The sequence below is a fragment of the Pontiella sulfatireligans genome (assembly GCF_900890705.1).
GTDB lineage: Bacteria > Verrucomicrobiota > Kiritimatiellia > Kiritimatiellales > Pontiellaceae > Pontiella > Pontiella sulfatireligans.
This window is the reverse complement of record NZ_CAAHFH010000001.1, coordinates 1,087,005-1,110,238: the sequence shown is the minus strand read 5'-3', so window position 1 is coordinate 1,110,238 and position 23,234 is coordinate 1,087,005. Positions and strand designations below refer to the sequence as shown.

Below are 23,234 nucleotides of genomic sequence, written 5' to 3'. Positions count from 1 at the left end.
TTTATTTACGAAGGAACACCCTATGAAAAAACTACTGATCATGACCGTCATTCTGCTCGTGCAGGTTTCGTCTTTCGCAAAGGCCCCTGAGAAACCCAATATGATTTTTATTCTGATGGATGATATGGGATACGGCGATTTGGGTTGCTTTGGATCGGAGAAAAACCGAACGCCTGTAATGGATAAAATGGCCGAAGAGGGAACGCGGTTTACTTCGTTCTATACACATCCGGTTTGCGGGCCGTCGCGCACGGCGATCATGACTGGCACCTATACCATGCGCGTGGCGGAAGCCAAAAATAAGAAGGGGCATCACCCCGCTGTTCATTCGCAGGAAGTGATGATTCCTCGGGTGTTGAAACCGGCGGGCTATGTCTCCGCCTGCATCGGGAAATGGGATCTGAACGGAAATAACAGAAGGGGGTTTACGAAGGGACTGACGCCCGACATCTTTGGATTCGACTATTACTACGGCCGTCCCGGCGGCTGTAAAGGCGAGCTTTTTGAGAACGGCAAAAAAATCCAGCAGATTCCGCTGGCAGAGTTGACGCAACGTTATACGGATCATGCGCTGCAGTTCATCGAAGAGAACAAAGACAAACCTTTCTTCCTATATCTCGCCCATGCCATGCCGCACGAGCCGCTCGATGCAACCGCGCAGTTTAAAGGCAAAAGTGCCAACGGTATCTATGGGGACGTGATTGAAGAGCTCGACTGGAATATCGGCCGCGTTTTCGACAAGGTGAAAGAGCTCGGGCTCGACGAAAAAACCATCGTCATCATTGCCAGCGACAATGGCCCGTGGCCGCTGTGGACCGGCCCGGAAGAGTCGGGTGAAGCAGGGCCGCTGCGCGGTTATAAATGCGAGACCTGGGAAGGCGGCGTCCGCACGCCGTTCATCGCCCGTGCCCCCGGAACCGTTCCTACCGGAAAGGTGGTCGACGGAATGATCCGCGAACTGGACATGCTGCCGACCTTTGCCGCCTTTGCTGGTGCTCAGGTTCCGACAGACCGCACCATCGACGGGAAAAACCTCAAGCCGCTGATGACGGGCGAGGTGAGCGAGACCCCGGTAAAAGAACGTTACTTCTATTATGATACGCACTTACAGGCCGTTCGTTCAGGCAAATGGAAACTGATCCTTCAACGATCCAAAGACGCTCCCTGGCTGCAGGACAAAGGCCTCGCGAAAAACTATCGCGGACGCGATTTGGATGCGATTCCTTCACCGCAGCTCTACGATTTGGAAGAAGACATCGGCGAAACCACGGATGTGGCGGAGCAACATCCTGAAGTGGTTGACCGTTTGCTGAAGGTTGCTCAGAAAGCGCGCGCCGATATCGGCGACTACAACCAGATCGGCAACAATGCCCGCTTTTTCGACGAAGGCCCCAAGCGCCCAGATATGAATCAGACGCAAAACATGCCATCCAAGGGTAAAAGAAAGAGAACGCGAAAAAAGGATGAGCAATGAAAATAATACCGAGGATGGTGGTGCTGGCGAGTTGCTTGCTAATGGCGGGGTGCGCCACGACTACATACGAAGCGAACTGGGATTCGCTTCGTCAGCACGAAAACCCGGATTGGGCCCTGGATGCCAAGTTTGGAATCTACGCCCACTGGGGACCTTATTCGGAAGCCGGGGCATGGAAAGACAATCCATATGCCAACTGGGGGAATTACTATGCAACCTGCTACCAGGGCATATACCACCCCGATCCAACGGAAGCGCGACGGAAATCTTTTGAAAAACGCTATGGTTCCATTACCACGGGGGCTGGATACCGGGATCTGTGTAAAGATTTTACGGCATCCAAATTTGATCCGGAATCATGGGCGGATCTGGTAAAGCGATCGGGCGCAAAATATGCGGGCATCTGCGCCATTCACCATGACGGCTATGCCATGTGGGACTCTGCCATCACGCCGCATTCAGCAGGAACGACAGGGCCCAAACGTGATCTTCTAGGCGAAATACTGAAAGCTTTTGAGGAACGTGATCTCAAGACCATCGCCACGTTTCACCATGCACGGACCTACCAGCAATTCCAAGGGAAGAGGAAAAGGCTAACTGCTGCTGGCGTGACGGGAGTGGATCTTCTCGATCCTGCGAGCGAGGATTATTACTGGTTCCTAGGGCCGAAGGAACGCTTCATAAAAAACCGCAAGGCACTGACCTATGAAGTCATCGATAAGTACAAGCCGGACATGCTTTGGTTCGATGGTGGAGGGGGCGGCTTCGGAACGGAAGAGATACTCGCGTATTATTTCAATATGGGCCTGTCAGAAAACAAGGAAGTGGCGGTTCACAACAAAGGCAATTTCGGCACCAATTTCGGAATCTATTCCTATGAAAACGGGGCCCATCGTCCCGGTTTCGTGGATTGGCCATGGGAAGATGACACGCCCTCGGGCATAGGCTGGTGCGACTGGCCGTGGTGGTATGGCATCGAATATAAGAAACCGCGCGATGTGGTGGTGCGTTTGGCTGATCTAGTGGCTCGGAATGGCGGCCTGCTGCTATCCATGAATCCGCGTTCGGACGGCTCGTTTGACCAGGGACAGATTGATTTGCTGGAAGGCATTGGAATGTGGTTAGGCCAGAACGGCGAAGCGATCTACAGCACCCGTCCATGGATTGTTTATGCAGAAGGCCATATCGACCCGGTTTTCTCGCAGGAAGAGGATTGTACAATTCCTTTTCATTATGCCTATGGCAAAGAAGCCCGACCGACTCAGCCGGACACCTCAAAGTTTGATGCAACGGATATCCGGTTCACCGCAAAGGGCAACACCCTGTATGCCATCCAGCTCGACCTTCCAACGGGGGGTAAGACGGTGATCCATTCGTTGGGCGATAAGACGAAGGTTTCCTCAAAAAACAAAATCACTGGCATTGAACTTATCGGTCATGGGGAGGTTCCCTTTACCCGGACGGCGGATCTGCTGGAAATTGAGTTGCCGAAAAATCTGCCCAACGACTGGGCGCTGGCGTTCAGGATATCGGTCGGGGGGAAACTGGAGCACCGAGTGTTGGCGGGAAAGAACACCATCGTGCCGATGCAACTTTGAAGAATAAGGAGCTGATTTAAAATGAAATATACAAGATTGAAGTTTGCAGTCCTTTTTGCACTGCTTTCTGTGGTCGCACATTGGTGCGTTGGCGAGCGCTTAAACTTTAACGATGCCTGGAAGTTTCAGTTGAATGATCAGCCCGGCGCAGAGGCGGTGGATTTTAATGACGCGGGTTGGCGAACGCTTTATCTGCCGCACGACTGGAGCATTGAGGGGGAGTTTGACAAAGATAACCCGATGACTGACCGATGCGGTTATCTGCCGGCCGGTATCGGTTGGTATCGAAAAACCGTTCCCGTTTCCAATGATTGGAAGGGGAAGGATGTTGAGCTCTCTTTTGATGGGGTGTTCATGAACAGCACGGTCTGGGTGAACGGTCGAAAACTGGGTTTTAGACCTTACGGATGGGTTTCGTTCGGCTATGATATTTCCGATGAAGTGAATTCGTCGGCCACCATCACGATTGCCGTTCGGGTGGACAACGATAAACAACCCTCTGCACGTTGGTATACTGGAAGCGGTATCTATGCAAATACCTGGCTCAATATCCGCGAAAAGGTTCATGTTCCAACCTCTGTAATTTTTGTCCGTACAGAAAACAACGAGGACGTATTGGTAGATACCGAGGTCGTTAATAAAGGTCGGGCTACATTGGCGGGTGAGCTGGTGTCAACGGTCATGAGTCCCTCTGGTGCCGTACTGGCCAGCCAAAGCGAGTCATTTAAACTAAAGTCGGGACGTCAGGAAAAGTTCCAGCAAAAGATCCGTCTGCAGGATCCGGCTTTGTGGTCACTTGAGGAACCGAACCTGCACACGCTGGTGACCCAGCTGAAGGTCGGCCGCGAAATTATGGATATGGTGGAAACCCGTTTTGGTGTGCGCAATGTTCAGTGGAAGCCGGAGACCGGCATGTGGCTTAACGGCAAGAATGTTAAATTGCAGGGTGTCTGTAATCATCAGGATGCAGGGGCGTTGGGTGCCGCAGTGCCCGACAAGATTCTGCGTTACAGAATTCAGCAACTCAAGGATATGGGATGCAATGCCATTCGTACGGCGCACAATGCGCAAACGCCTCAGTTTTATGATATGTGCGACGAAATCGGCATACTGGTAATGGATGAGTTTTTTGACGGCTGGTTGAAAAAGGCCGATGAGGACTATGGCGCGCATGCTTTCGATACATGGTGGAAGCGCGACCTGTCCGACCTGATCCGGCGCGACCGCAATCATCCGTCGGTTGTGATCTACAGCGTTGGAAACGAGACACATGGAGAGGTTGGCAAAGAAATGGTCGAGCTCTGCCATCAGTTGGATGACACCCGCCCGGTAACGTCTGGAAATTGCGAGCCGCAGGAAATGGATGTCTATGGCGTGAATGGCGGTAGTGAGGCCAAAAACTTTTTTGATGACCTGGATACGGGCGGGAAGGTTTTCATAGGAACCGAGAATCCGCACACTTGGCACAACCGTGGATTTTACCGCACTCAAATGTGGTACAGGGATACCTATGAGGGAAAGAAAGGACGGCGAACCGCCCACTACTATCCCAATCTGACCATGAGTGAAATCTTTACCTATGATTGGACGGATGGATCGGAGCGAACCCATGCACGACAGACCCTGCGATCGGACTACGACAACTCGTCGATCAGCGTGACCGTACGGCACAACATTCAGAAGCTTCGCGACATTCCTGAGTTTGCGGGATCCTTCCGCTGGACGGGCTCCGATTATCTCGGCGAAGCACGTTATCATGGGGGTTGGCCGTTCAAGTCCTTCTCCGGCGGCGCCATCGACATGGCTAATTTTGAGAAGGATCTGTATTACCTCTACCAGAGCCAATGGGCGATTGAACCGATGATCCATATCCTTCCTCATTGGTCGCATCCGACGCTGATACCGGGCATTGAGGTTCCGGTCTGGGTTTATTCGAACTGCGACGAAGTGGAGCTGTTTTTGAACGGAAGGTCTCTTGGAAAGCAGGAACCGGGGAAGCGCCATACGGACATGCAGTGTGAGTGGATGGTCGGTTGGAAGCCGGGAGAGTTGAGTGCAGTCGGTTATGTAGACGGAGCTGCGGTCCAGGAAGACATTATGCGCACTGCGAAAGCGCCGGCTCAGATTCAGTTGTCGGTCGATGGCGAACCTTTGGCCGATGCCGCGCGGGATATTGTGCAGGTGCGGGTGGCTTCTGTGGACGATACGGGTACGTTCTATCCGTATGGAGAAAACCGCACCTATTTCCATGTGATTGGTTCCGGCAAGGTTCGGGCTTTGGATAACGGCAGTCCGTTGGATGTGGAGAAATATTTCGAAGCCGAAAGCCGAATTGGGTTCTTTGGGCTGACACGCGCCTATATTGAATCAACAGATGCGGAAGGCGATGTTGCACTGCTCGCCAGCAGCATTCTCGGCGAAAAAAGACAGGTGACTTCCAGCAAAGTCACTATCGACACCAAGCTGCTCGTCCTGCGTGGCGGACTGCCGCAGTCTGATGTTCAGGTATTTTACACGACGGATGGCAGTGAGCCGGGAAAGGAATCCTCTCTATATGATGAGCCGTTCGAGGTCTCTCTGGGCACAACCGTCAAGGCACTGTTTGTCCTTAATGGAAAGCCAATACATCTGATGGAAGAACGGTTTGGCCAGAATGAAGGGTTTTCCTTTCATGCTGTCGAAGGGGTGGCTGTGGCTGCTGGGGAACAGGCTGAGGATGCAAGGTTCGAGAATGCAAAAATCAGCAAAGAGGGCTCGGGCTTTAACGGAAAGGGATTCGTTGAGTTCAATGAAGCATCTGCGGGCTCGGGCTTCATCGAATGGTATTTTGAAAATGACCGTGCGGAAGGCGAGTTTGACCTAGTCATTCGTTACAGTGCCGCCGGAACGCCGAATAAAGAGCAACGAGCAACGCTGACCGTTAATGGGCGGGAAGAGCAACTCGTTCTTTCAACAACGGGGAAATATCGTAAAAAATGGGCTGTTGTTAAAATAAAGACCGTTCTCCAAGCAGGGGCGAATTATATCCGCATTTCACCGGTTGAAGATACGGAGCTTAGCGTTGATGAGCTTACGGTGAAGTAGCAGATTGATGAGGTCATAGCGCTTTGGGGAAAATGATAGCCTCTGAAAAGGTGGCCCATCTGTTTCGTTGCCGGGTTTTACCTTGTATATTTGTATATGAGTCGCGACATCATGAAACAAGGTGTTCCTACAAAAGGGAGTAAGATGAAACGGTCGTTGTTTATACTATCTGTATTTTGGTTTGTTGCGGGATTTGCTGGTGCGGAAGTCATCAACGTGGCCGATCATGGAATTGTTCCGGGCAAGGATGTCTCGCTAGAGGCCAACCGGTTAATTGAGTCACTGATAGGAAAAAAGGACGTCACGCTCTATTTCCCGAAAGGCCGCTACGAGTTTCGGCCGGAGAACGCGCTGGAAAAATACCGGGCGGTCACCAACCACGACAACAGCCTCAAGCGCATGGCCTTTCCCATCTTTGGAATGGAAGGGCTGACCTTGGACGGCGGCGGATCGACTTTCGTATTTCACGGCCGGCTCTGCCCGATTACACTGGAGGGGTCCACCGGGGTGACGTTGAAAAACTTTACCATCGATTGGGATACCCCATTCCACCACGAGCTCAAAGTCGTGGAGCGGGATGAAAGCAATAATTCATTTGTTGCTGAAATCAGCCCCATGAAATACGGCTTCGATATCAAAGGGAGCGAACTTTGGCTAGGGCACTATAGTTGGCAGGATCAACTCGGGCAGAATATTGCCTATGATCCAGATACCGGTGCACCGTACTGGCAGACAAAAAGGTATGCGTTAAAGCGGAAATCGCATAAGGCTAAAAAGGTTGGTGAAAACCGGGTTGAGCTGAAGGATGCAACCAAGGTGGCGCCTCCGGTCGGGGCTGTGCTCTGTACCTATGGAAATGGACCGACGAACCGTCTGGCGCAGGCCATACATATCGACCGTTCTAAAGACACCTATATTGAGAATGTGACGGTTCATACCGGCGGTGGCATGGCGCTTATCGCTGAACGCGCCGAGAATGTTCATCTCAACGGCTTTATTGTAACTGCGGCCGAAGGGCGCATCTTGGCTACCCGTGCCGATGCCACTCATTTTCTGGGGTGCAAAGGATTGATCAAGCTGGAAAACTGCCGGCTTGAGCATATGGCCGACGACGGCATCAATGTCCACGGCGCTTATATTAAGATTAATGAATACAAGGGCAGCAACACGTTTCTCTGTGCAATCAGCCACCGCCAGCAAATGGGGCTGGTCTTCGCGGAACCGGGCGACCGGGTAATGATTACTTCCCGTGAAACTGTACTCCCTATTTATGAAACAACGGTCACCGATGTTAAGGTTCTTGATGAAGAGCAGTTGCTGATCACGGTTGCCGAAGTTCCAGAGTCCCTGCCGAAAGGCCTGCTATCGATGGAAAACCTCACGTGGTATCCTGACGTGGTGATGAAAAATAATATTATCCGCAACAACCGCGCCCGCAGTGCGCTGATTTCGACCAAAGGCAAGGTGTTGATTGAAGGCAATGTTTTTTCCTCGCAAATGCATGGCATTCTGATCGAAGGCGATAACAAGAGCTGGTATGAATCCGGCGGCGTGCGCGATGTGACCATCAACAACAACACCTTTGAAAACATCGGCTACGGCACGGGAGAAGGATATCCGCTCTACGCCTCGCCAATGCTCTCCGACGAGCAGCGCCTTGGCGACGACCAGTACCACAGGAACATCCGCTTTACGAATAACAGGCTCAAGAGCTATAACGGCCTGCTGGCCCACGCAAAATCCGTGAAGGGCCTCGTATTGACGGGTAATATTATCGAGCTGAATAAAACCTATCCGACCGGCTCCGAGCAGCCCGCTATCGACCTCGACTACTGCAAAGACGTGACGATCGAAGACAACCTGTTCAACGGATTCATTTGGCCCATCCGAGTAGAGCAGAAGGACTCCTCCAACGTGAAGATGAAAAATAACAAGGGAATCGAATGAAGAAGATTTTACTCATGGGGGTGCTAGCCACCGTTTCAAGTTTTGCCGCTTCTCGTCCCAACGTGCTGTTTATCGCGATTGACGACTTGAACACGTCGCCGCACATCATGGACAACCGGGAAACGACGGTGCACACGCCGAATCTGGAACGGTTCGCAAAAATGGGCGTACTGTTTCAAAATGCGCATTGCGCCGCACCCGCCTGCAATCCGTCGCGCGCTTCGGTCATCAGCGGCCTCGCTCCTTCGGTATCTGGCGTTTATCTGAATGCTCAGGACTGGCGGGAAAACACGAGAATGAAGGATTGGGTGACGATCCCCGATTATTTTCGAGCCAACGGTTACAAGACGATGGGGGGCGGAAAGATCTACCATGCAGCGTCGCTCAGTGAAGGCGGTTATACCGGATACATGGATCCAGAACCGTGGGACGAATATTTTCCGAGCAAGGAAAAGCAGATGCCCTACGAAGTTCTGCCGCCCGAAAAACGCGCGGTGCACAGCAGTACCAGTTTCTATGGTGGCCGCTTCGACTGGGCGGAACTGGATTGTGAGCCCGACGACATGGCGGACGCCCAGGTTGTGGCTTGGGCAAGTGAACAGCTTTCCAAAAATCACGACAAGCCGCTCTTCCTTGCCTGCGGTATCTACCGCCCGCACATTCCGTGGTATACGCCAAAAAAATATTTCGACATGCATCCGCTCAATGAGATCGAGTTGCCTGAAATCCGCGCGGACGATCTCGACGACATTCCGGATGCCGGAAAAAACAAGCTGAAGACGAAATGGCACCAGTGGCTTTTGGAACACGATCAATGGGAAAGCTTTGTGCGCGGCTACAACGCCTCCGTCAGCTTTACCGACGACATGGTCGGCCGCCTGCTCGACGCGCTGGAGAAAAGCCCGATGGCCGACAACACCGTTGTCGTACTTTGGGCGGATCATGGCTATCACCTCGGGCAGAAACAGCATTGGGAGAAATTTGCGCTGTGGGAGCAGACCACCCGCGTACCGTTCATCATAGTCGCGCCCGGCGTGGCCCAGATTGGTAAGTCCTGCGCTCAGCCCGTCAGCCTGCTCGACATCTATCCGACGCTGAACGAGCTGTGCGGTTTCGAGCCGATTGAAAAGCTGTCCGGCGAAAGCCTTGTGCCGTTGCTGAAGAATCCGCAACAGGAAACCGGTCGCGCCGTCATCATCACGCACGGCTACAAAAATCACGCCGTACGCACCGACAAGTGGCGTTACATCTGTTATGAAAAAGGCGATGAGGAGCTCTACGACCAGCTCAATGATCCGAAAAACTTCACCAACCTTGCGAGTCATCCGGAGTACGAAGCGGTGAAGAAGGAGCTTGCCGCTCAGCTGCCCATTACGGACGCCGAAAAGGATCCCGTCAGCAACAGCCAGAGCAAATGGCGGAATAAAAAGCCGGAAAAGAAAATGGGTAAATAGGCATGGCCAACTTAAGGATAGCTTTTGCCATTCTTACATCCGCCCTGGGGCTCTCGGCCAGCGGCGGAGACCTGAAGCTTTGGTACGACGCACCCGCCGAAGAGTGGACTGGCGGGCTGCCTCTGGGAAATGGGCGCCTGATGGCTGTTGTTCAGGGTGGCATTGCCAAAGAGACCATCCAACTCAATGACGATACCATGTGGACGGGTCAGCCCGTTCAACGCGACAAACCGGGCGCATACAAACATCTGGGCGAGGTTCGCCGTCTCTTTTTCGAAGGTCGCAACGTTGAAGGCGAGAAGCTGATGCAGGAGCGGATGCAGGGCCTGGTGCTCTCCATGGGCATGAGCACCTACCAAACCTCCGGCGACCTCAAACTGAACTTCCGCCACGACGGCAAAGCCACCGGCTACCGCCGCGAACTCGATCTCAGAACCGCCATTGCCTCCGTCAGCTATAATGTGGACGGAACGAACTTCACGCGCGAAGTTTTCGTTAGCCCGGTCGATCAAGCATTGGTCGTTCGACTGAGCAGCGACAAAGCCGGCGCTCTTTCCTTCGATGCCGAGCTGGCCCGTCCACGCGGTGACATCAAGCGGCTGGCGCCCGATCAGCTTTCCATAACCGGTGTTGCCAAGCCGAAAACCAACCCCGGTTGGATCGGTGTGGACTATGAAACACGTCTTCAGGTTTCTGCCGAAAACGGAACGCTGAACGAAAGTAAAAACGGTATCCGTGTTGAAGGCGCCGACGCTGTTACTTTGCGATTGGTTACTTCGACCAACTATCGCGGCGAAGATCCTGCCGCCGTCTGCGAGAAGCAACTCTCCGCCGCCGTTGCCAAAAGCTATACCGAGCTGCGCAATGATCACGTTTCCGAACATCAGCGGCTGTTCAATCGCGTTGATCTTAATTTAGGAGCACCTCCGGGGCTGCCGACGGACAAACGCCTGGAGGCCTTCAGGGGAGGAGCGAAGGATCCCTCTCTGGTTTCGCTTTATTTCCAGTTTGGGCGGTACCTTCTCATCAGCGCATCCCGGCCCGACTCCATGTGCATCAACCTGTGGGGCAAATGGGTCAATGGCCTTGAACCCGCTTACGATGCGGATTACCACATCAACATTAATATTCAGATGAACTATTGGCTGGCTGAAATGTGCAACCTGTCCGAATGCCATGAACCGTTTTTCGACTTGCTCGACAACCTCCGTCCGCGTGGCCGCATCACCGCCAAAGAAATGTACAACTGCGGCGGTTTCACCGCGAACTATGCGACCGACGCGTGGCTCTTCACCAGCTCCATTGGGAACGCTCCATACGGCATTTGGCCGATGGCCCCAGCTTGGATGTGCAACCACCTTTGGGAGCACTACCTGTTTGGCGGCGACAAGGAATACCTCCGAAACCGCAGCTATCCAATCATGAAAGAGGCCTGCGAGTTTATGGCCGATTATCTGGTTGAGCATCCAAAGACCGGCTACATGGTTTCCGGTCCCTCTACCTCCCCGGAAAACCGCTACAAAGATCCGAAGACTGGGAAGTCGGTTTCCATCTCCATGGCACCGGCCATGGATACGCAGCTCATCACTGATTTATTTGACAACACGATTGTCGCAAGCAAGCTGCTGGGCAAAGACCGCTTTTTCCGCAAGAAACTCGTTAAACTGCGTGCGCGCCTGATGCCGATGCAGATTGGCGAGGACGGCCGTTTGCTGGAGTGGGCCGAGCCCTATGAAGAGGGCAATAAGGGGCATCGCCACATTTCTCATCTGTGGGCCGTCTGTCCGGGAAACCAGATTACCGAAAACACACCGGAGCTGTTCGAGGCTGCACGTAAATCGCTTGAAGTCCGCGTTGAACACGGAGCGGCCGATTCGCCGGAGTATCAGGGCATTGCCGCCTGGGTGATGTGTGCCTACACGCGCTTGCTCGACGGTGAAAAATCCTACGGGCTGCTTAAGCACATTCTGTCGAACAGCTCGTGGGATAATCTCTTTGCTGTGGGTGAACGGGGCCGCACCCGCGAAATGTTTGAGACCGACGTCAACTTTGGAGCAACCTCCGCCATTGCGGAAATGATGCTTCAAAGCCACGACGGCACCATCAATCTGCTGCCGGCGCTGCCTTTGGCCTTGCCGGACGGCAGTGTGAGTGGGCTGGTGGCCCGAGGCGGTTTTGAGGTTTCCATAGATTGGAAAAACGGGAAGCTGAAGCGTGCTGTTATCATCTCGCTAAGAGGAAATCATTGCAGGTTGAAGCTCGGGAACCAACAGATCGATTTTGAAACGGAAGCAGGACAGGAATATGTATTCAGTGAGACTTTGGAGCAGAATTAAAATATGAAGAACATCTGCATTATTGTGTTAGCAGTGATCTGCGCAGCTTTGTCGCATGCAGGTACATCTACTGATCTTAAACTGTGGTACCAACATCCCGCCCAGGAGTGGGTGGAAAGCCTTCCGATTGGGAACGGCCGGTTGCTGGCCACGAACCAGGGCGGCGTTCGGCGCGAGATCATACAGCTGAATGAAGACACCGTCTGGAGCGGACATCCGGAGGATAAGGATAATCCAGGCGGGGCGGAGGCGCTCCCCGAAGTGCGGAAACTTCTTTTTGAGGGCAAATATAAAAAGGCGCAGGAGCTGGTGCATGAAAAAATGATGACCCCGCATCATGCTCATGGGGTGCAAACCTATCAGACGCTGGGCGGCCTGAATCTGATTTTTGACTATGGCGACCGAGCACTCGAGGCCACGGAATATCGCCGCGAATTGGATCTCGATCGGGCTGTCAGCAACGTTTCCTTCAAAATGGGTGATGCCACCTATACTCGCGAACTTTTTTCCAGCCCAGTCGATCAGGCCATTATCGTGCGTTTGACGTGCGACAAACCCGGCCGTCTAAATTTTGATGCGGCGTATAAGCGGGAACAGGCAACGATTGAAGCAGTCTCCAACAACCGATTGGTGATCTCAGGACAGGCAACCGACAAAGGAAATGACCTGTCCGGCGGGGTGATCTACGAAGCGCAGATTCAGTTCATGGCAACGGGCGGCCGTCTGTCGAAGCGGCCCGATGGCATTCGTGTCGAGCATGCGGACAGCGTTGAGCTGAGAATTGTTGCAGGGACGGATTACCATGGTGAGGATCCGCATGCCGTTTGCGAAAAGCAACTGGCCGCGATTAAGGATAAAGCCTATGCCGCGCTTTTGAAGGACCATGTGGCGGAACACCAGCGGTTATTCCGAAGGGTGGAACTGAATCTGGTTTATAAGAAGCAGGTGCGGGGTCTTAAAATGGCTAGGATCGGGGAGATGCCAACAGATCAGCAGCTGGAGGCCTACCGGCAAGGAACCGATGTTCCCGGACTGGTTGAACTCTACTTTCATTTTGGCCGCTATATTCTGATCAGCTGCTCCCGTCCGGGAACGCAGGCGATTAATCTCTGGGGAAAGTGGGTGCATCAAATTGACCCGTCGTACAATGCGGATTACCACACCAACATTAACATTCCGATGAACTATTGGCCCGCGCAGGTTTGCAATCTCGGCGAATGCAATGAACCATTTTTCGATCTGATTGACGAGTTGCGCCCGAAAGGCCGAATCTCGGCAAAAGTTACTTATGACTGCGACGGTTTTGTTGCGCACCACGCAACAGATGCGTGGCGTTTTTCTGCTGCAGTCGGCAGGGCAACCCATGGCATGTGGGTGCTGACCCCGGCCTGGGGGGCGCACCAAATGTGGCAGTATTATCTCTTTGGCGGGGATCGAGAATATCTGGCCCAGAAGAGCTATCCGATCATGAAAGAAGCCGCTGATTTTTTTGTCGACTATCTCGTGGAAAGTCCGAAGAGCGGTTATCTGGTATCAGGCCCTGCCTGTTCTCCGGAAAACACCTTTATTGCTGAGAATGGCCAGGCCGCTTCCATATCGATGGGCCCGACCATGGATATGCAAATGATCGCGGACCTGTTCAGTAACTGCATCGAAGCGAGCAACGTTTTGGGTGTTGATGAACCGTTCCGCAAAAAACTGGAAGAGTTGCAGGTTCAGTTGCAACCCATGCAAATCGGCCGCGACGGCCGTCTGATGGAATGGGCTGAACCGTTTACGGAGCAGCAACCGGGGCATAAACATTGTTCCCATCTCTGGGGAGCATGCGAGGCCGATCTGATTACACCTTCGGAAACTCCGGAGCTGGCGGCGGCCGCCCTTAAGTCGCTTGATTTCCGCGTTGAAAACGGAAGCGCCATTACCCCGGTATTTCGTGGCAACACGGCGTGGATTGTTCAGAGTTATGTTCGTTTGCTGGAAGGCGACAAAGCCTACGACATCCTTCGATATATGATCGGCAGCAGTTCCTATCCAAACCTGTTCTCCACCAGCGTGCAGGGGCTGCGGCGGGAAATGTGGGAAACCGACGCGAATCTGGGCAATACCTTGTCCATCGCCGAAATGTTCATGCAGAGCCATGCGGGAGCCATTCACTTGCTTCCCGCTCTGCCGACCTCTTTAGCGGATGGGAACGTGAAAGGCCTGCGCGCTCGCGGAGGTTTTGAAGTGGGTCTCGACTGGGCGAATGGAACGTTGAAATCCGCCACGATCAAGTCTCTTCAGGGCGAAGCCTGTAAACTAAAATACGGCGAACAGCTGCTCGAATTTAAAACCGAAGCGGGTAGGCAATATCGTTTCGATGGATCACTACGGGAACAATCATGAAAAAAATACCGAGTTGTTTGCTCATTGCTGCGATGGCCGCCTCTCTAAGTGCTCTGGCTGCTGAACCGGCGGAGCAGAAACCCAATATTATTTTCATCCTTTCTGACGATCAGGGCTACGGCGATCTGGGACGGCATGGCCATCCAACATTGAAGACGCCGAATCTGGATCGAATGTACGATCAAAGTGTTCGTTTCACCAATTTCCATGTCAGCCCGACCTGTGCACCGAGCCGCGCCGCATTTATGACGGGCAAACATGAATTTAAGTCCGGAGTAACCTACACGATGGGCAAGCGGAGCCGGATGAGCCTGGAGTCGGTCACGTTGGCTGAGCAGCTAAAGCAGGCTGGCTATGCCACTGGGATGTTCGGCAAATGGCATCTGGGTGAAGACGGACCGTACCGTCCGGAAAACCGTGGGTTCGATGTGGCATTGACGCGGGAAGGAGTTCCTAACCGCCCGAGAATGGATCATTGGGATCCTCGCATGATGTTGAACGGGGAGGAGCGGCAGTATAAAGGCTTCCGCACCGACATCTTTTTTGGGGAAGCAACGAGCTGGATAAAGGAGCAGGGGGGGCAGCCTTTCTTCTGCTACATCCCGACTTACTCCGCGCACGTGCCGCACGATGCACCTTCGGAATTTATTGAGCCCTATAAAGACGAGCCGAGCGGGGCTAAATATTTGGCGATGCTGGCCAATATTGATCATAACGTCGGGCTCTTGCTTGGAAAGCTGGATGAGTGGGGGATCGCGGAAAATACAATTGTGATCTACATGAACGATAATGGCGGAACGGGCATCGGCCGGTACAATGCCGGAATGCGCGGCGGCAAAGCCACGGTCTGGCGCGGCGGAACGCGGGCCATGTCGCTCTGGTGCTGGCCGGGTCGCTTTGTTCCCGGCGATGTTAACCCGCTGACAGGGCACGTGGATTTAATGCCGACGTTGCTGGAACTGGCGGGCGCCCCATCGCTGACGCCTGCTGACATTGACGGACTCTCGCTGGTCCCACTGCTGAAGGATCATCAGGCTGAGTGGCCGAAGCGGATGCTGTTTACGCATATGGGCCGCTGGCCGGATGGCGAGGCGGATAAGCATAAGTATGCCTTTGCCGGCGTGCTCTACGGCGACCTGCATCTGGTGCGCAGCGAGACCTGCGGCAATCCGTCGTGCCAGGGAGAGTGCCGAGTCTTTCAAAAAATCATTGATGGCACCACGCCGGTCTCCGACCGTAAAAACGATTTTCATTACCGCGTTTTAGAGCGGGGTCACTGGGGGCTGTACGATCTGAAAAATGATCCGGCTGAACGGCATGATTTGGCAAAAGAGCAACCGGAAGTCGTTCAGCAGCTAACTGCCTCGTTTGAAAAATGGTGGACGGATGTTCAACCGAATTTGATCAACGAGTGATTTGGAGATGGGAATGAATAGATATGTTGCAACCCTTTTGTCGGCATTGCTGGTTTTATGTGCGGCCAGTGCTGGGACAAAGCCGAATATCGTTGTGATGTTGTCCGATGATCTCAGCTGGACGTTGCCTGGATTCAACGGCGGTAAAATTGTGCCTTCACCCAATCTCGATCGTTTGGCGGAAGAGGGGATGCTGCTAACCCAGTTCTATGTGCAGTCGGTTTGTTCTCCAACACGGGCCAGTTTTCTGACCGGCCGCTATCCCTTTCGAACGGGTGTGGAAGAGCGCCCTCATTCGAATGACATTGCAGGCATGTTAACAGATGAGCGAACTTTGGCCGATGCGTTGACGGAAGCGGGGTACTTCACCGCAATTTTCGGTAAATGGCATTTGGGCAACTGGCAGAAGAAACATTTGCCAATGCAGCGCGGCTTCCAATACCAATATGGCCACTACTCCGCGTTGATTGATTTTTTCAGTCATGAACGGGAAGGGGTTATGGACTGGCACCGCAACGAAGAACCGCTTCAGCAGGAGGGCTACTCTACGTACCTCATTGCGGATGAAGTTGACCATCTCCTGGCGCAGCAGGATAAATCGAAACCGTTCTTCTTTTATGTGCCGTTCAACGCCGTTCATGGCCCATTCCAGGCGCCAGAAGAAGTGGTCAGTAAATACCGGCACATCGATTCAGCATTCTTGCCTGAACAGTTTGCTCAGTTTGAGTGTCTGGATATTGCGGTCGGCAGGGTTATGGCATCGTTGGAAAAGCATGGCTTTGCAGAGAATACGCTGGTGGTCTTCTTTAATGACAATGGAGCAGGGACCCGGATCGGGAATGGATCGTATAAAGGAGGCAAGGGGAACTATTACGAGGGCGCACTCCGGGTGCCTTGTATTTTCAGGTGGCCGAAACATATTGCTCCCAATCGGCGGGTAGATGTGCCGACACACGCGATCGATCTTTATCCCACGCTGATCAATGCGGCTGGCGCTTCCCTGAAACAGGAGTTGCCCATTGATGGCTTGGACTTATGGCAAACAATTACGAAAGGTGAAGGTTTGGACCGTGAAGAGATTGTTCATTGTCTTGATATGGCTGCGCAGGGGAAACGAAAGGCGTATAAGGGAACATTGCGGCATGGCGATTTTAAATTGGTAGGCGATGAACTCTACAACATTAAGCAGGATCCCTATGAGTCGAAGAATGTTGCCAACGATCATCCAGAAAAGGTGAGCGCCATGAAAGCTCGACTGAAAGCATTGCTGTTGGAACGCCGTCCTGCCGAAAGCCATGATCCTATCCCGAATTATCCTCCGGTGATTTTCGGGGAGGTTGAAAACCGCGAACTTATGAAGAAAGAAGCGAGGAGGAATTAATGCTGAAAATGACGACTATACTAGGGCTTATGCTATGCCTGCTAGGATTGAAAACTGTCGTCGCGGATACTTCATGGGTGGAGCAATATAACGTTGTGTGGAACTCGCAGAGTGAAAATTCGTCTGGTTCCATGCCGATGGTCGGCGGGAATATGGGCTGTAACGTTTGGGTCGAGAACAACGACCTGCTGTTCTATTTTTCCAGTCCGGGTTGCCGTGATGAAAACGGGGCGTTGCTGAAGTTCGGCCGTATCCGCATCAATACAGAGCCGGATATTTTTTCCGGAGCGGAATTCGAGCAAAAGCTAAATTTAGCAGCAGGATGCATTGACATCACAACACGTTCGTCGGCCCTGGGCGAAACGCGCATCAAACTGTGGGTGGAAATAAAGAACCCGATCATTCACGTGGATTTGGATTCCGATTCAGACGTGGTGGTGAATGCCACGTATGAAAGTTGGCGGCATGAGCCGTTGCTGATTCCCGATCATCGGAAGGGAAATCGATTTCTTCCGCATTTTGAACGCAGCCTTGCGTATACCAGCCGTCCGGGATATGAGGGCGATGCCTATATCTATAATGATGAATTTAAGGCTTCAGATAAGTCCATTCAGTTTGTCCATCGAATGCGGAACGACAAATGTTATTTCGGCGAGCAGGTTGTGCAACAGGAGCTGACCGCCATCAAAGACCAACTCTACGATCCGCTCACCGATCTGACGTTTGGCGGAAAATTGTCAGGCGACGGTTTGCGCTTTGTGAAAGAAATCGATGGAGTGTATGGACAGAACCAATTCAAGGGTTGGAAATACCAAACTGGAAAATCAAAAAAAGCCCGTCTGAAAATCATCACGCATATCAACCAGACCGATTCGCTCCAAACATGGGAAAAAGAGTTGGATGAAAAGGCGGCGGTGCGTGCAGATTGGGCGTCGAATGCGGCGTGGTGGAATCAGTTCTGGGTGCGTAGCCGGATTATCATCAATGCGGGGAGAGGTGAAGGCGATGAAGGATGGCAGCTGGGCCGTAACTACAACCTTTTCCGCTATATGCTGGTTAGTGGATTTTTTGCCAATGAGCCGACTATGTTTAACGGCGGCGTTTTAACCTTTGATGCAATTTATGAAGGGGCCGATCGATATGGCCGTCCCGCCGTCACCGAAAGAGAGCGGAAGAAAAAAGAACAGTATGGCGACAGCAACCCGCAGGCCGGTTCTGGATTTACTCCGGATTTTCGTCGTTGGGGCGGGGCGCTGACGGCACAGAACCAGCGGCTGGTGTATTGGCCGATGCTGAAGAATGGTGACTTTGACGGCATCCTTCCGCAACTCGATTTTTATGTCGATATTCTCCCGTCAACCAAAGGCGTGGCGAAACACTACTACGGCATTGACGGCTGCATGAACGCTGAGCAACCAAGCATTATCGGGCTGATCGGTCTGTCGGAATATGGCTGGACCAGTAAGCATACGGAAGGAACCAATAAATATCGTCCGCCCGATTATGAAAAGGGCATTCCGGCCAACGGAATCCGGCATATCTTCCAGTCCCAGTTGGAGTTTTCCTGGATGATGCTCGAATATCACCGATTCAGCGGGAACGATATTTCGGCCTACCTCCCGTTCATTGAGCAGTCGATGATTTTCTTCGACGAGTACTATCGCATGTGGCAGAAAAAACTCACTGGCAGTGAGTTGGACGGGAAAAAGCTGATGATTTATCCCTCCAATGCGCTGGAAGGTCACCCCAATGCCATCAACCCAACCAGTGTGATTGCCGGGTTGACTACCGTGCTGAATGGATTGTTGGAGCTCCCTGATTCAATGCAGAGTGAGGCAAAGAAGCAACGTTGGAGTGCGATGTTGGCCACGATCCCCGACTATCCGTATGGCTTCCGCAACGGGAAAACCTATTTGCGACCCGCTGCAAATAAAGAGCTGGGGCACAAGGTGCATTGTCCAGAGATGTATCCGCTATTTCCTTATCAGATCTACGGTCTGGGTCTGGAAAATCTGGATATTATCAAAAACACCATGGATGTGATTGTGGAAAAATATCCGCAGTACAACCAAACTTCAGGCGGCTGGAACCAAAACCTGATCTACTACGCCCGTATCGGTGATGCAGAAACGGCGCGCAAGCTCACAAGCGATAAAATCGGCAACGGTCCATTCCGTTTTCCGGCCTTCTTCCCGGGCGGCGATTATGCACCGGATCATAACGTCGGTGGTTCCGGAATGATAGGTCTGCAGGAAATGCTGTTGCAGACTCATGGAGGGAAAATTCTGATGCTTCCGGCATGGCCGCATGATTGGGATGTAGACTTCAAGCTCCACGCCCCCGGCAATAAGGTGGTCGAGTGTTCCTTTAAGGACGGCAAAATGATGTCGTCGGAGCAAGCTCAGGGAAAGAGGTAAGGAAGGGATGACTAAGACCATATTATCTATTTTTGCGTTATACTTTACCACGAGTATCGTTCTGGCAGGTGGCTCGAAACCGAACATAGTCTTTGTCTATTTCGACGATATGGGCTACGGGGATGTTTCCTGCCTGAACCCGGAATCGAAAATCCAGACGCCGAACATTGACCGGATGGCTGCGCAGGGGATGACCTTTACCGATGCCCATGCTCCATCGGCGGTTTGCACTCCCAGTCGCTATGGGGTGTTGACCGGTCGCTATCCGTGGCGCAGCCGCCGGAAATCCAGCGTATGCGGCAGGTTTTCGCCGCCGCTGATCCGCCAGGAACGGATCACCATAGCCGAAATGCTACGCGATAATGGATATGCCACCGGGCATGTTGGCAAGTGGCATCTAGGAAACGGATGGCAGCTTAAAGACGGCGGCGATTATGAAAAAGCCGTTGCCGAGATGCGAAAAACGAAGAACAAGTTTGCCGACCCGGGGGTGGATTTTACCAAACCCATTCTGGATGGCGCAAATCAACATGGGTTTGATTATTCGATTACGGCCAACACGACTATTTATGAGAACGGGGTTCCTCTGGGAGAGGTTCAGGTTATTAAGCCCGGCTCTAAGTATGGCTATCTCGATCCGAATCTTAAACGCGAAGAATTTGTTCCGTTGTGGGTTAAAAAGGCCGATGAATTCATCCGCAAGTCTGCGCAAAGTAAACAGCCGTTTTTCCTCTACTATGCATTAACAGCACCGCATGAGCCGCACGTGCCGAATAAGCCCTTTCTCGGCAAGTCGGGTGCGGGGATTTATGGTGACTTCATGCTGGAATGCGACTGGGTGGTCGGCGAGCTGATGGTTTCGTTGAAAGCGGCCGGCGTCGATGAGAATACACTGGTTTTCCTGACGTCCGACAATGGGCCGGAAAACTGCACGCTCGAACTGAAAACAAAGTATGATCATTACGCGGCGGGTGACTGGCGCGGCCACAAACGGTTGAATTTTGAAGGCGGGCACAGGGTGCCGACGTTTGCCCGATGGCCCGGTGTTGTGAGGCCGGGCAGCGTTTGCGATGCCACGGTCAGTCAGGTTGATTTCTTTGCCACCTGTGCCGAGATGGTGGGCCACAAGTTGCGGGATGACGAAGCCGTTGACAGTTGGTCGATGCTTTCGGCGTTTAAAGGGGACGGGCAGTTCCAGCGAGGAGAGTCGGTGATTTATCAAAACTATCTAGGGCAGCTCGCCATTCGAAAAGGGGACTGGGTCATGATGATGCATCCCGCTTGGAAAGGCATGCTTTCAACATACACAGATCCGGAGGAGCCGGAGGTGTTGGATGCCGAGCCTTTCCAGCTCTACAATCTTAAGACAGATCCCCGCGAGCGCACCAATCTGTTCAGAACCAATCCTGAGAAAGCAGAGGAACTAAAAACCCTGGCAGCGGAACTGGTTCGTGAGGGGCGCTCAAACCCTGGCTCGCAGCAGGAGAATGATCAGCCCTATGAATTTATGGACCAGTGGAATCAAATCGATTGGGCAGAATCACGGTAGTACAATTGGATCAGGAGCAGAAGATATGAATATTAAGATCAGAAGTTTACTCGTCGGCCTTATGCTGACAACCGCATTTGCATACGCCGCACCTCGCCCAAATATTGTCTACTTTTTTGCGGACGACATGGGCTGGGGGACGATCCGGGCCAATCAGAAGATCGCTGCCGCCAAAGGGGTGGACACGACTGAAATTCAAAAACTCATCATGCCGAATATTGATTCGTTGTCTGACAGGGGTCTGAATTTCTCGCACGCATACGGCAATCCCGTTTGCTCTCCGTCACGCGCCTGTCAGCAAACCGGGTTCCATCAGGGCCATACCTGGGCCGACTGGAATGACAAGGGGCCTCACAAGGCGATGCGTACGCAGGATCCAACCCTTGGGAAACTTCTCGCCGCAACGGGCTACCGCAACGGTATGTATGGCAAGTGGGGCTACGGCGGTTCGCTGGATCCGTTAAATCCGGTAATCGTCAATCCGCAGACCCTGCCGATTGCGCATGGCTATCATGACTGCGTGGTGGAGCTGCATCATGTCCGTGCGCATACCTTCCTGCAACCGTCGCTTTGGTATTCCCATGTTGCGCCCGACGGTACGGTTGAGCTGGACACCACATTGCGGATGAATAAGGAGGTCTATCCGGAGGAGGATCTTTATGCGGACAACTTTTATGCGGCCGGCGCAATCGATTTTATCCGGGCTGAGGCCAACGGGCCGTCGCCTTTCTTTGTTCAACTCTCTTTTCAGATTCCGCACGCTCCGTTTGACGAAATTGAAACCGTGCCCGGCTGGTTCGATGCGTATGCCGAAACGGACACCGCTGCGTGGAGCAGAGAGGTAAAGCAGTATGCCGCCATGATCACGCTCATGGACACGCGTATTGGTGAAGTCATTGCCACCTTGCGCGACCCCAATGGCGATGGAAATGAATCGGACTCGGTGTTGGAAAATACGCTGTTGATCTTTTCCTCCGACAACGGCGGCTCCGGCAACGAGTCCGTCCGGTTTTTTAACGGTAACGGTCATTTGAACGGTTACAAAGGTGCAGTTACTGAGGGCGGCATCCGCGATCCGCTGGTGTTCTGTTGGGATGGTGTGATTCCTCCAGGAACTACGACCGATCATAAAACATGTATTACGGACATTCTCCCCACGTTTTGCGAACTGGCGGGCGTTGCTGCCCCGGTCGGCGTGGACGGCACATCCATTGCACCGTTGCTGACGGGCAAGGGAGAAGCCCGCAAGCGCCCCGTATTTTGTTATGAAGGGTACGGTAAAAATACCTGGCGCTGGTCCTTGGTTCGGGACGACATGAAACTGGGCAAGGAACAGAAAACCGGGAAGCTTCATCTCTACAATCTTTCGATGGATGAGTCCGAGCAGAACAATCTTGCGGAGAATCCTGAGTATGAAGAAATTATGAAGGAGCTGCTGGCCATTGCACTGGATGAAAACCTGGAGGCCGACAAGCTTTACGCCAACGTCTTTCCGACCTGGATCGGCGGCAACGGCGCCGACGTGAATGCGGCTGACAGCTGGAAGGAAACCGGTAAGTGGGATTTCGATATTAAATGGCCGCAGAGCAAAACGCCGGACGAAAGCTGGAATGCACGGGTGGTGAACGCGAAAAACAAAAAACAAACCGCCCATCTCGATACCTCCATCAAAACCCTTGGTTTCGAAGTGGCGGGAAATTCTTCCTCGAAAGCCCTGATGGAGCTGACGCTCAAGCCCGGCATCACGCTGACCGGCCGCAATGAAATCCGGCTAGCTCCGTTTTCAAGCCTGAAGCTCAATGGTTCCACGCTCAGCTCAGTACGTTGGATCGATGTTTTCGAGCAGGCTACGTTGCAGGGAACAGGGCGGATCAATTCCTCGCTCTACAATGCCGGGCTCATCCAGGCCAAAGGAATGGTGGTTTCTGGCGACTATAACCAGTCTGCTGTCGGAACCCTCGAAGTGGAGGTCGGAAACAAAGCCCCGCTTACCGTCAACGGAAAGGCCGTGCTCAATGGAATCCTGAAATGCACTACTCCCAGCGGAAAGGGCACGCCCTTTAAGGTTCTGTCGGCGGCGTCAATCAATGGATCCTTCACAAATCCAAATGGACTGCTTCGCTCCGGCGGGCAGACCTTTCGTATCCAGTACAAGGCAGATAAGGTTATACTTGAAAAGATTGAAGGCTAAACA

General features: G+C 52.9%; 12 protein-coding genes. All 12 read left to right on the top strand.

Features of this window, described 5'->3' with window-relative positions:
• The first annotated feature begins 22 nt into the window (after positions 1 to 22).
• The 12 genes from SCARR_RS03815 to SCARR_RS03760 all read left to right on the top strand — a co-directional run bounded on the left by SCARR_RS03815 (position 23) and on the right by SCARR_RS03760 (position 23,231).
• The gene (locus SCARR_RS03815; RefSeq protein WP_136060190.1) at positions 23 to 1,474 is read left to right on the top strand and encodes a sulfatase family protein; all 1,452 of its coding nucleotides are present in this window, start codon (positions 23 to 25) and stop codon (positions 1,472 to 1,474) included.
• The gene (locus SCARR_RS03810; protein WP_136060189.1) at positions 1,471 to 3,072 is read left to right on the top strand and encodes an alpha-L-fucosidase; all 1,602 of its coding nucleotides are present in this window, start codon (positions 1,471 to 1,473) and stop codon (positions 3,070 to 3,072) included. Before SCARR_RS03815 ends, SCARR_RS03810 begins: the two co-directional genes overlap by 4 nt.
• Before the next feature lie 21 nt (positions 3,073 to 3,093).
• Complete coding sequence (locus tag SCARR_RS03805) at positions 3,094 to 6,156, top strand: glycoside hydrolase family 2 TIM barrel-domain containing protein (RefSeq protein ID WP_136060188.1); 3,063 nt, start codon at positions 3,094 to 3,096, stop codon at positions 6,154 to 6,156.
• A 144-nt stretch (positions 6,157 to 6,300) separates the two neighbouring features.
• A complete protein-coding gene (locus tag SCARR_RS03800) occupies positions 6,301 to 8,103 on the top strand; it encodes an alpha-1,3-galactosidase-related protein (protein ID WP_136060187.1) in 1,803 nt (600 codons plus the stop codon).
• Entirely contained in the window at positions 8,100 to 9,557 is a 1,458-nt protein-coding gene (locus tag SCARR_RS03795) for a sulfatase (RefSeq protein WP_136060186.1), read from the top strand. Before SCARR_RS03800 ends, SCARR_RS03795 begins: the two co-directional genes overlap by 4 nt.
• Before the next feature lie 2 nt (positions 9,558 to 9,559).
• The gene (locus SCARR_RS03790; RefSeq protein WP_136060185.1) at positions 9,560 to 11,893 is read left to right on the top strand and encodes a glycoside hydrolase family 95 protein; all 2,334 of its coding nucleotides are present in this window, start codon (positions 9,560 to 9,562) and stop codon (positions 11,891 to 11,893) included.
• Positions 11,894 to 11,896: 3 nt separating this feature from the next.
• A complete protein-coding gene (locus tag SCARR_RS03785; RefSeq protein ID WP_136060184.1) occupies positions 11,897 to 14,278 on the top strand; it encodes a glycoside hydrolase family 95 protein in 2,382 nt (793 codons plus the stop codon).
• Positions 14,275 to 15,693: an arylsulfatase gene (locus SCARR_RS03780; protein WP_136060183.1), complete on the top strand. Its 1,419-nt coding sequence runs from the start codon at positions 14,275 to 14,277 to the stop codon at positions 15,691 to 15,693. The genes SCARR_RS03785 and SCARR_RS03780 overlap by 4 nt, the downstream gene beginning before the upstream one ends.
• Before the next feature lie 7 nt (positions 15,694 to 15,700).
• Positions 15,701 to 17,074, top strand: a complete 1,374-nt coding sequence (locus SCARR_RS03775) for a sulfatase-like hydrolase/transferase (RefSeq protein ID WP_246044443.1) — start codon at positions 15,701 to 15,703, stop codon at positions 17,072 to 17,074.
• A complete protein-coding gene (locus tag SCARR_RS03770) occupies positions 17,074 to 19,491 on the top strand; it encodes a DUF5703 domain-containing protein (protein ID WP_136060181.1) in 2,418 nt (805 codons plus the stop codon). The genes SCARR_RS03775 and SCARR_RS03770 overlap by 1 nt, the downstream gene beginning before the upstream one ends.
• Before the next feature lie 7 nt (positions 19,492 to 19,498).
• Entirely contained in the window at positions 19,499 to 21,040 is a 1,542-nt protein-coding gene (locus SCARR_RS03765) for a sulfatase family protein (RefSeq protein WP_136060180.1), read from the top strand.
• A gap of 25 nt (positions 21,041 to 21,065) precedes the next feature.
• A complete protein-coding gene (locus SCARR_RS03760; protein WP_168432977.1) occupies positions 21,066 to 23,231 on the top strand; it encodes a sulfatase-like hydrolase/transferase in 2,166 nt (721 codons plus the stop codon).
• The last annotated feature ends 3 nt before the right edge of the window (positions 23,232 to 23,234 follow it).

Coding starts and splice junctions, on each gene's coding strand:
- SCARR_RS03815 (WP_136060190.1), top strand. CDS start 23: ATGAAAAAACTACTGATCATGACCGTCATTCTGCTCGTGCAGGTTTCG.
- SCARR_RS03810 (WP_136060189.1), top strand. CDS start 1,471: ATGAAAATAATACCGAGGATGGTGGTGCTGGCGAGTTGCTTGCTAATG.
- SCARR_RS03805 (WP_136060188.1), top strand. CDS start 3,094: ATGAAATATACAAGATTGAAGTTTGCAGTCCTTTTTGCACTGCTTTCT.
- SCARR_RS03800 (WP_136060187.1), top strand. CDS start 6,301: ATGAAACGGTCGTTGTTTATACTATCTGTATTTTGGTTTGTTGCGGGA.
- SCARR_RS03795 (WP_136060186.1), top strand. CDS start 8,100: ATGAAGAAGATTTTACTCATGGGGGTGCTAGCCACCGTTTCAAGTTTT.
- SCARR_RS03790 (WP_136060185.1), top strand. CDS start 9,560: ATGGCCAACTTAAGGATAGCTTTTGCCATTCTTACATCCGCCCTGGGG.
- SCARR_RS03785 (WP_136060184.1), top strand. CDS start 11,897: ATGAAGAACATCTGCATTATTGTGTTAGCAGTGATCTGCGCAGCTTTG.
- SCARR_RS03780 (WP_136060183.1), top strand. CDS start 14,275: ATGAAAAAAATACCGAGTTGTTTGCTCATTGCTGCGATGGCCGCCTCT.
- SCARR_RS03775 (WP_246044443.1), top strand. CDS start 15,701: ATGGGAATGAATAGATATGTTGCAACCCTTTTGTCGGCATTGCTGGTT.
- SCARR_RS03770 (WP_136060181.1), top strand. CDS start 17,074: ATGCTGAAAATGACGACTATACTAGGGCTTATGCTATGCCTGCTAGGA.
- SCARR_RS03765 (WP_136060180.1), top strand. CDS start 19,499: ATGACTAAGACCATATTATCTATTTTTGCGTTATACTTTACCACGAGT.
- SCARR_RS03760 (WP_168432977.1), top strand. CDS start 21,066: ATGAATATTAAGATCAGAAGTTTACTCGTCGGCCTTATGCTGACAACC.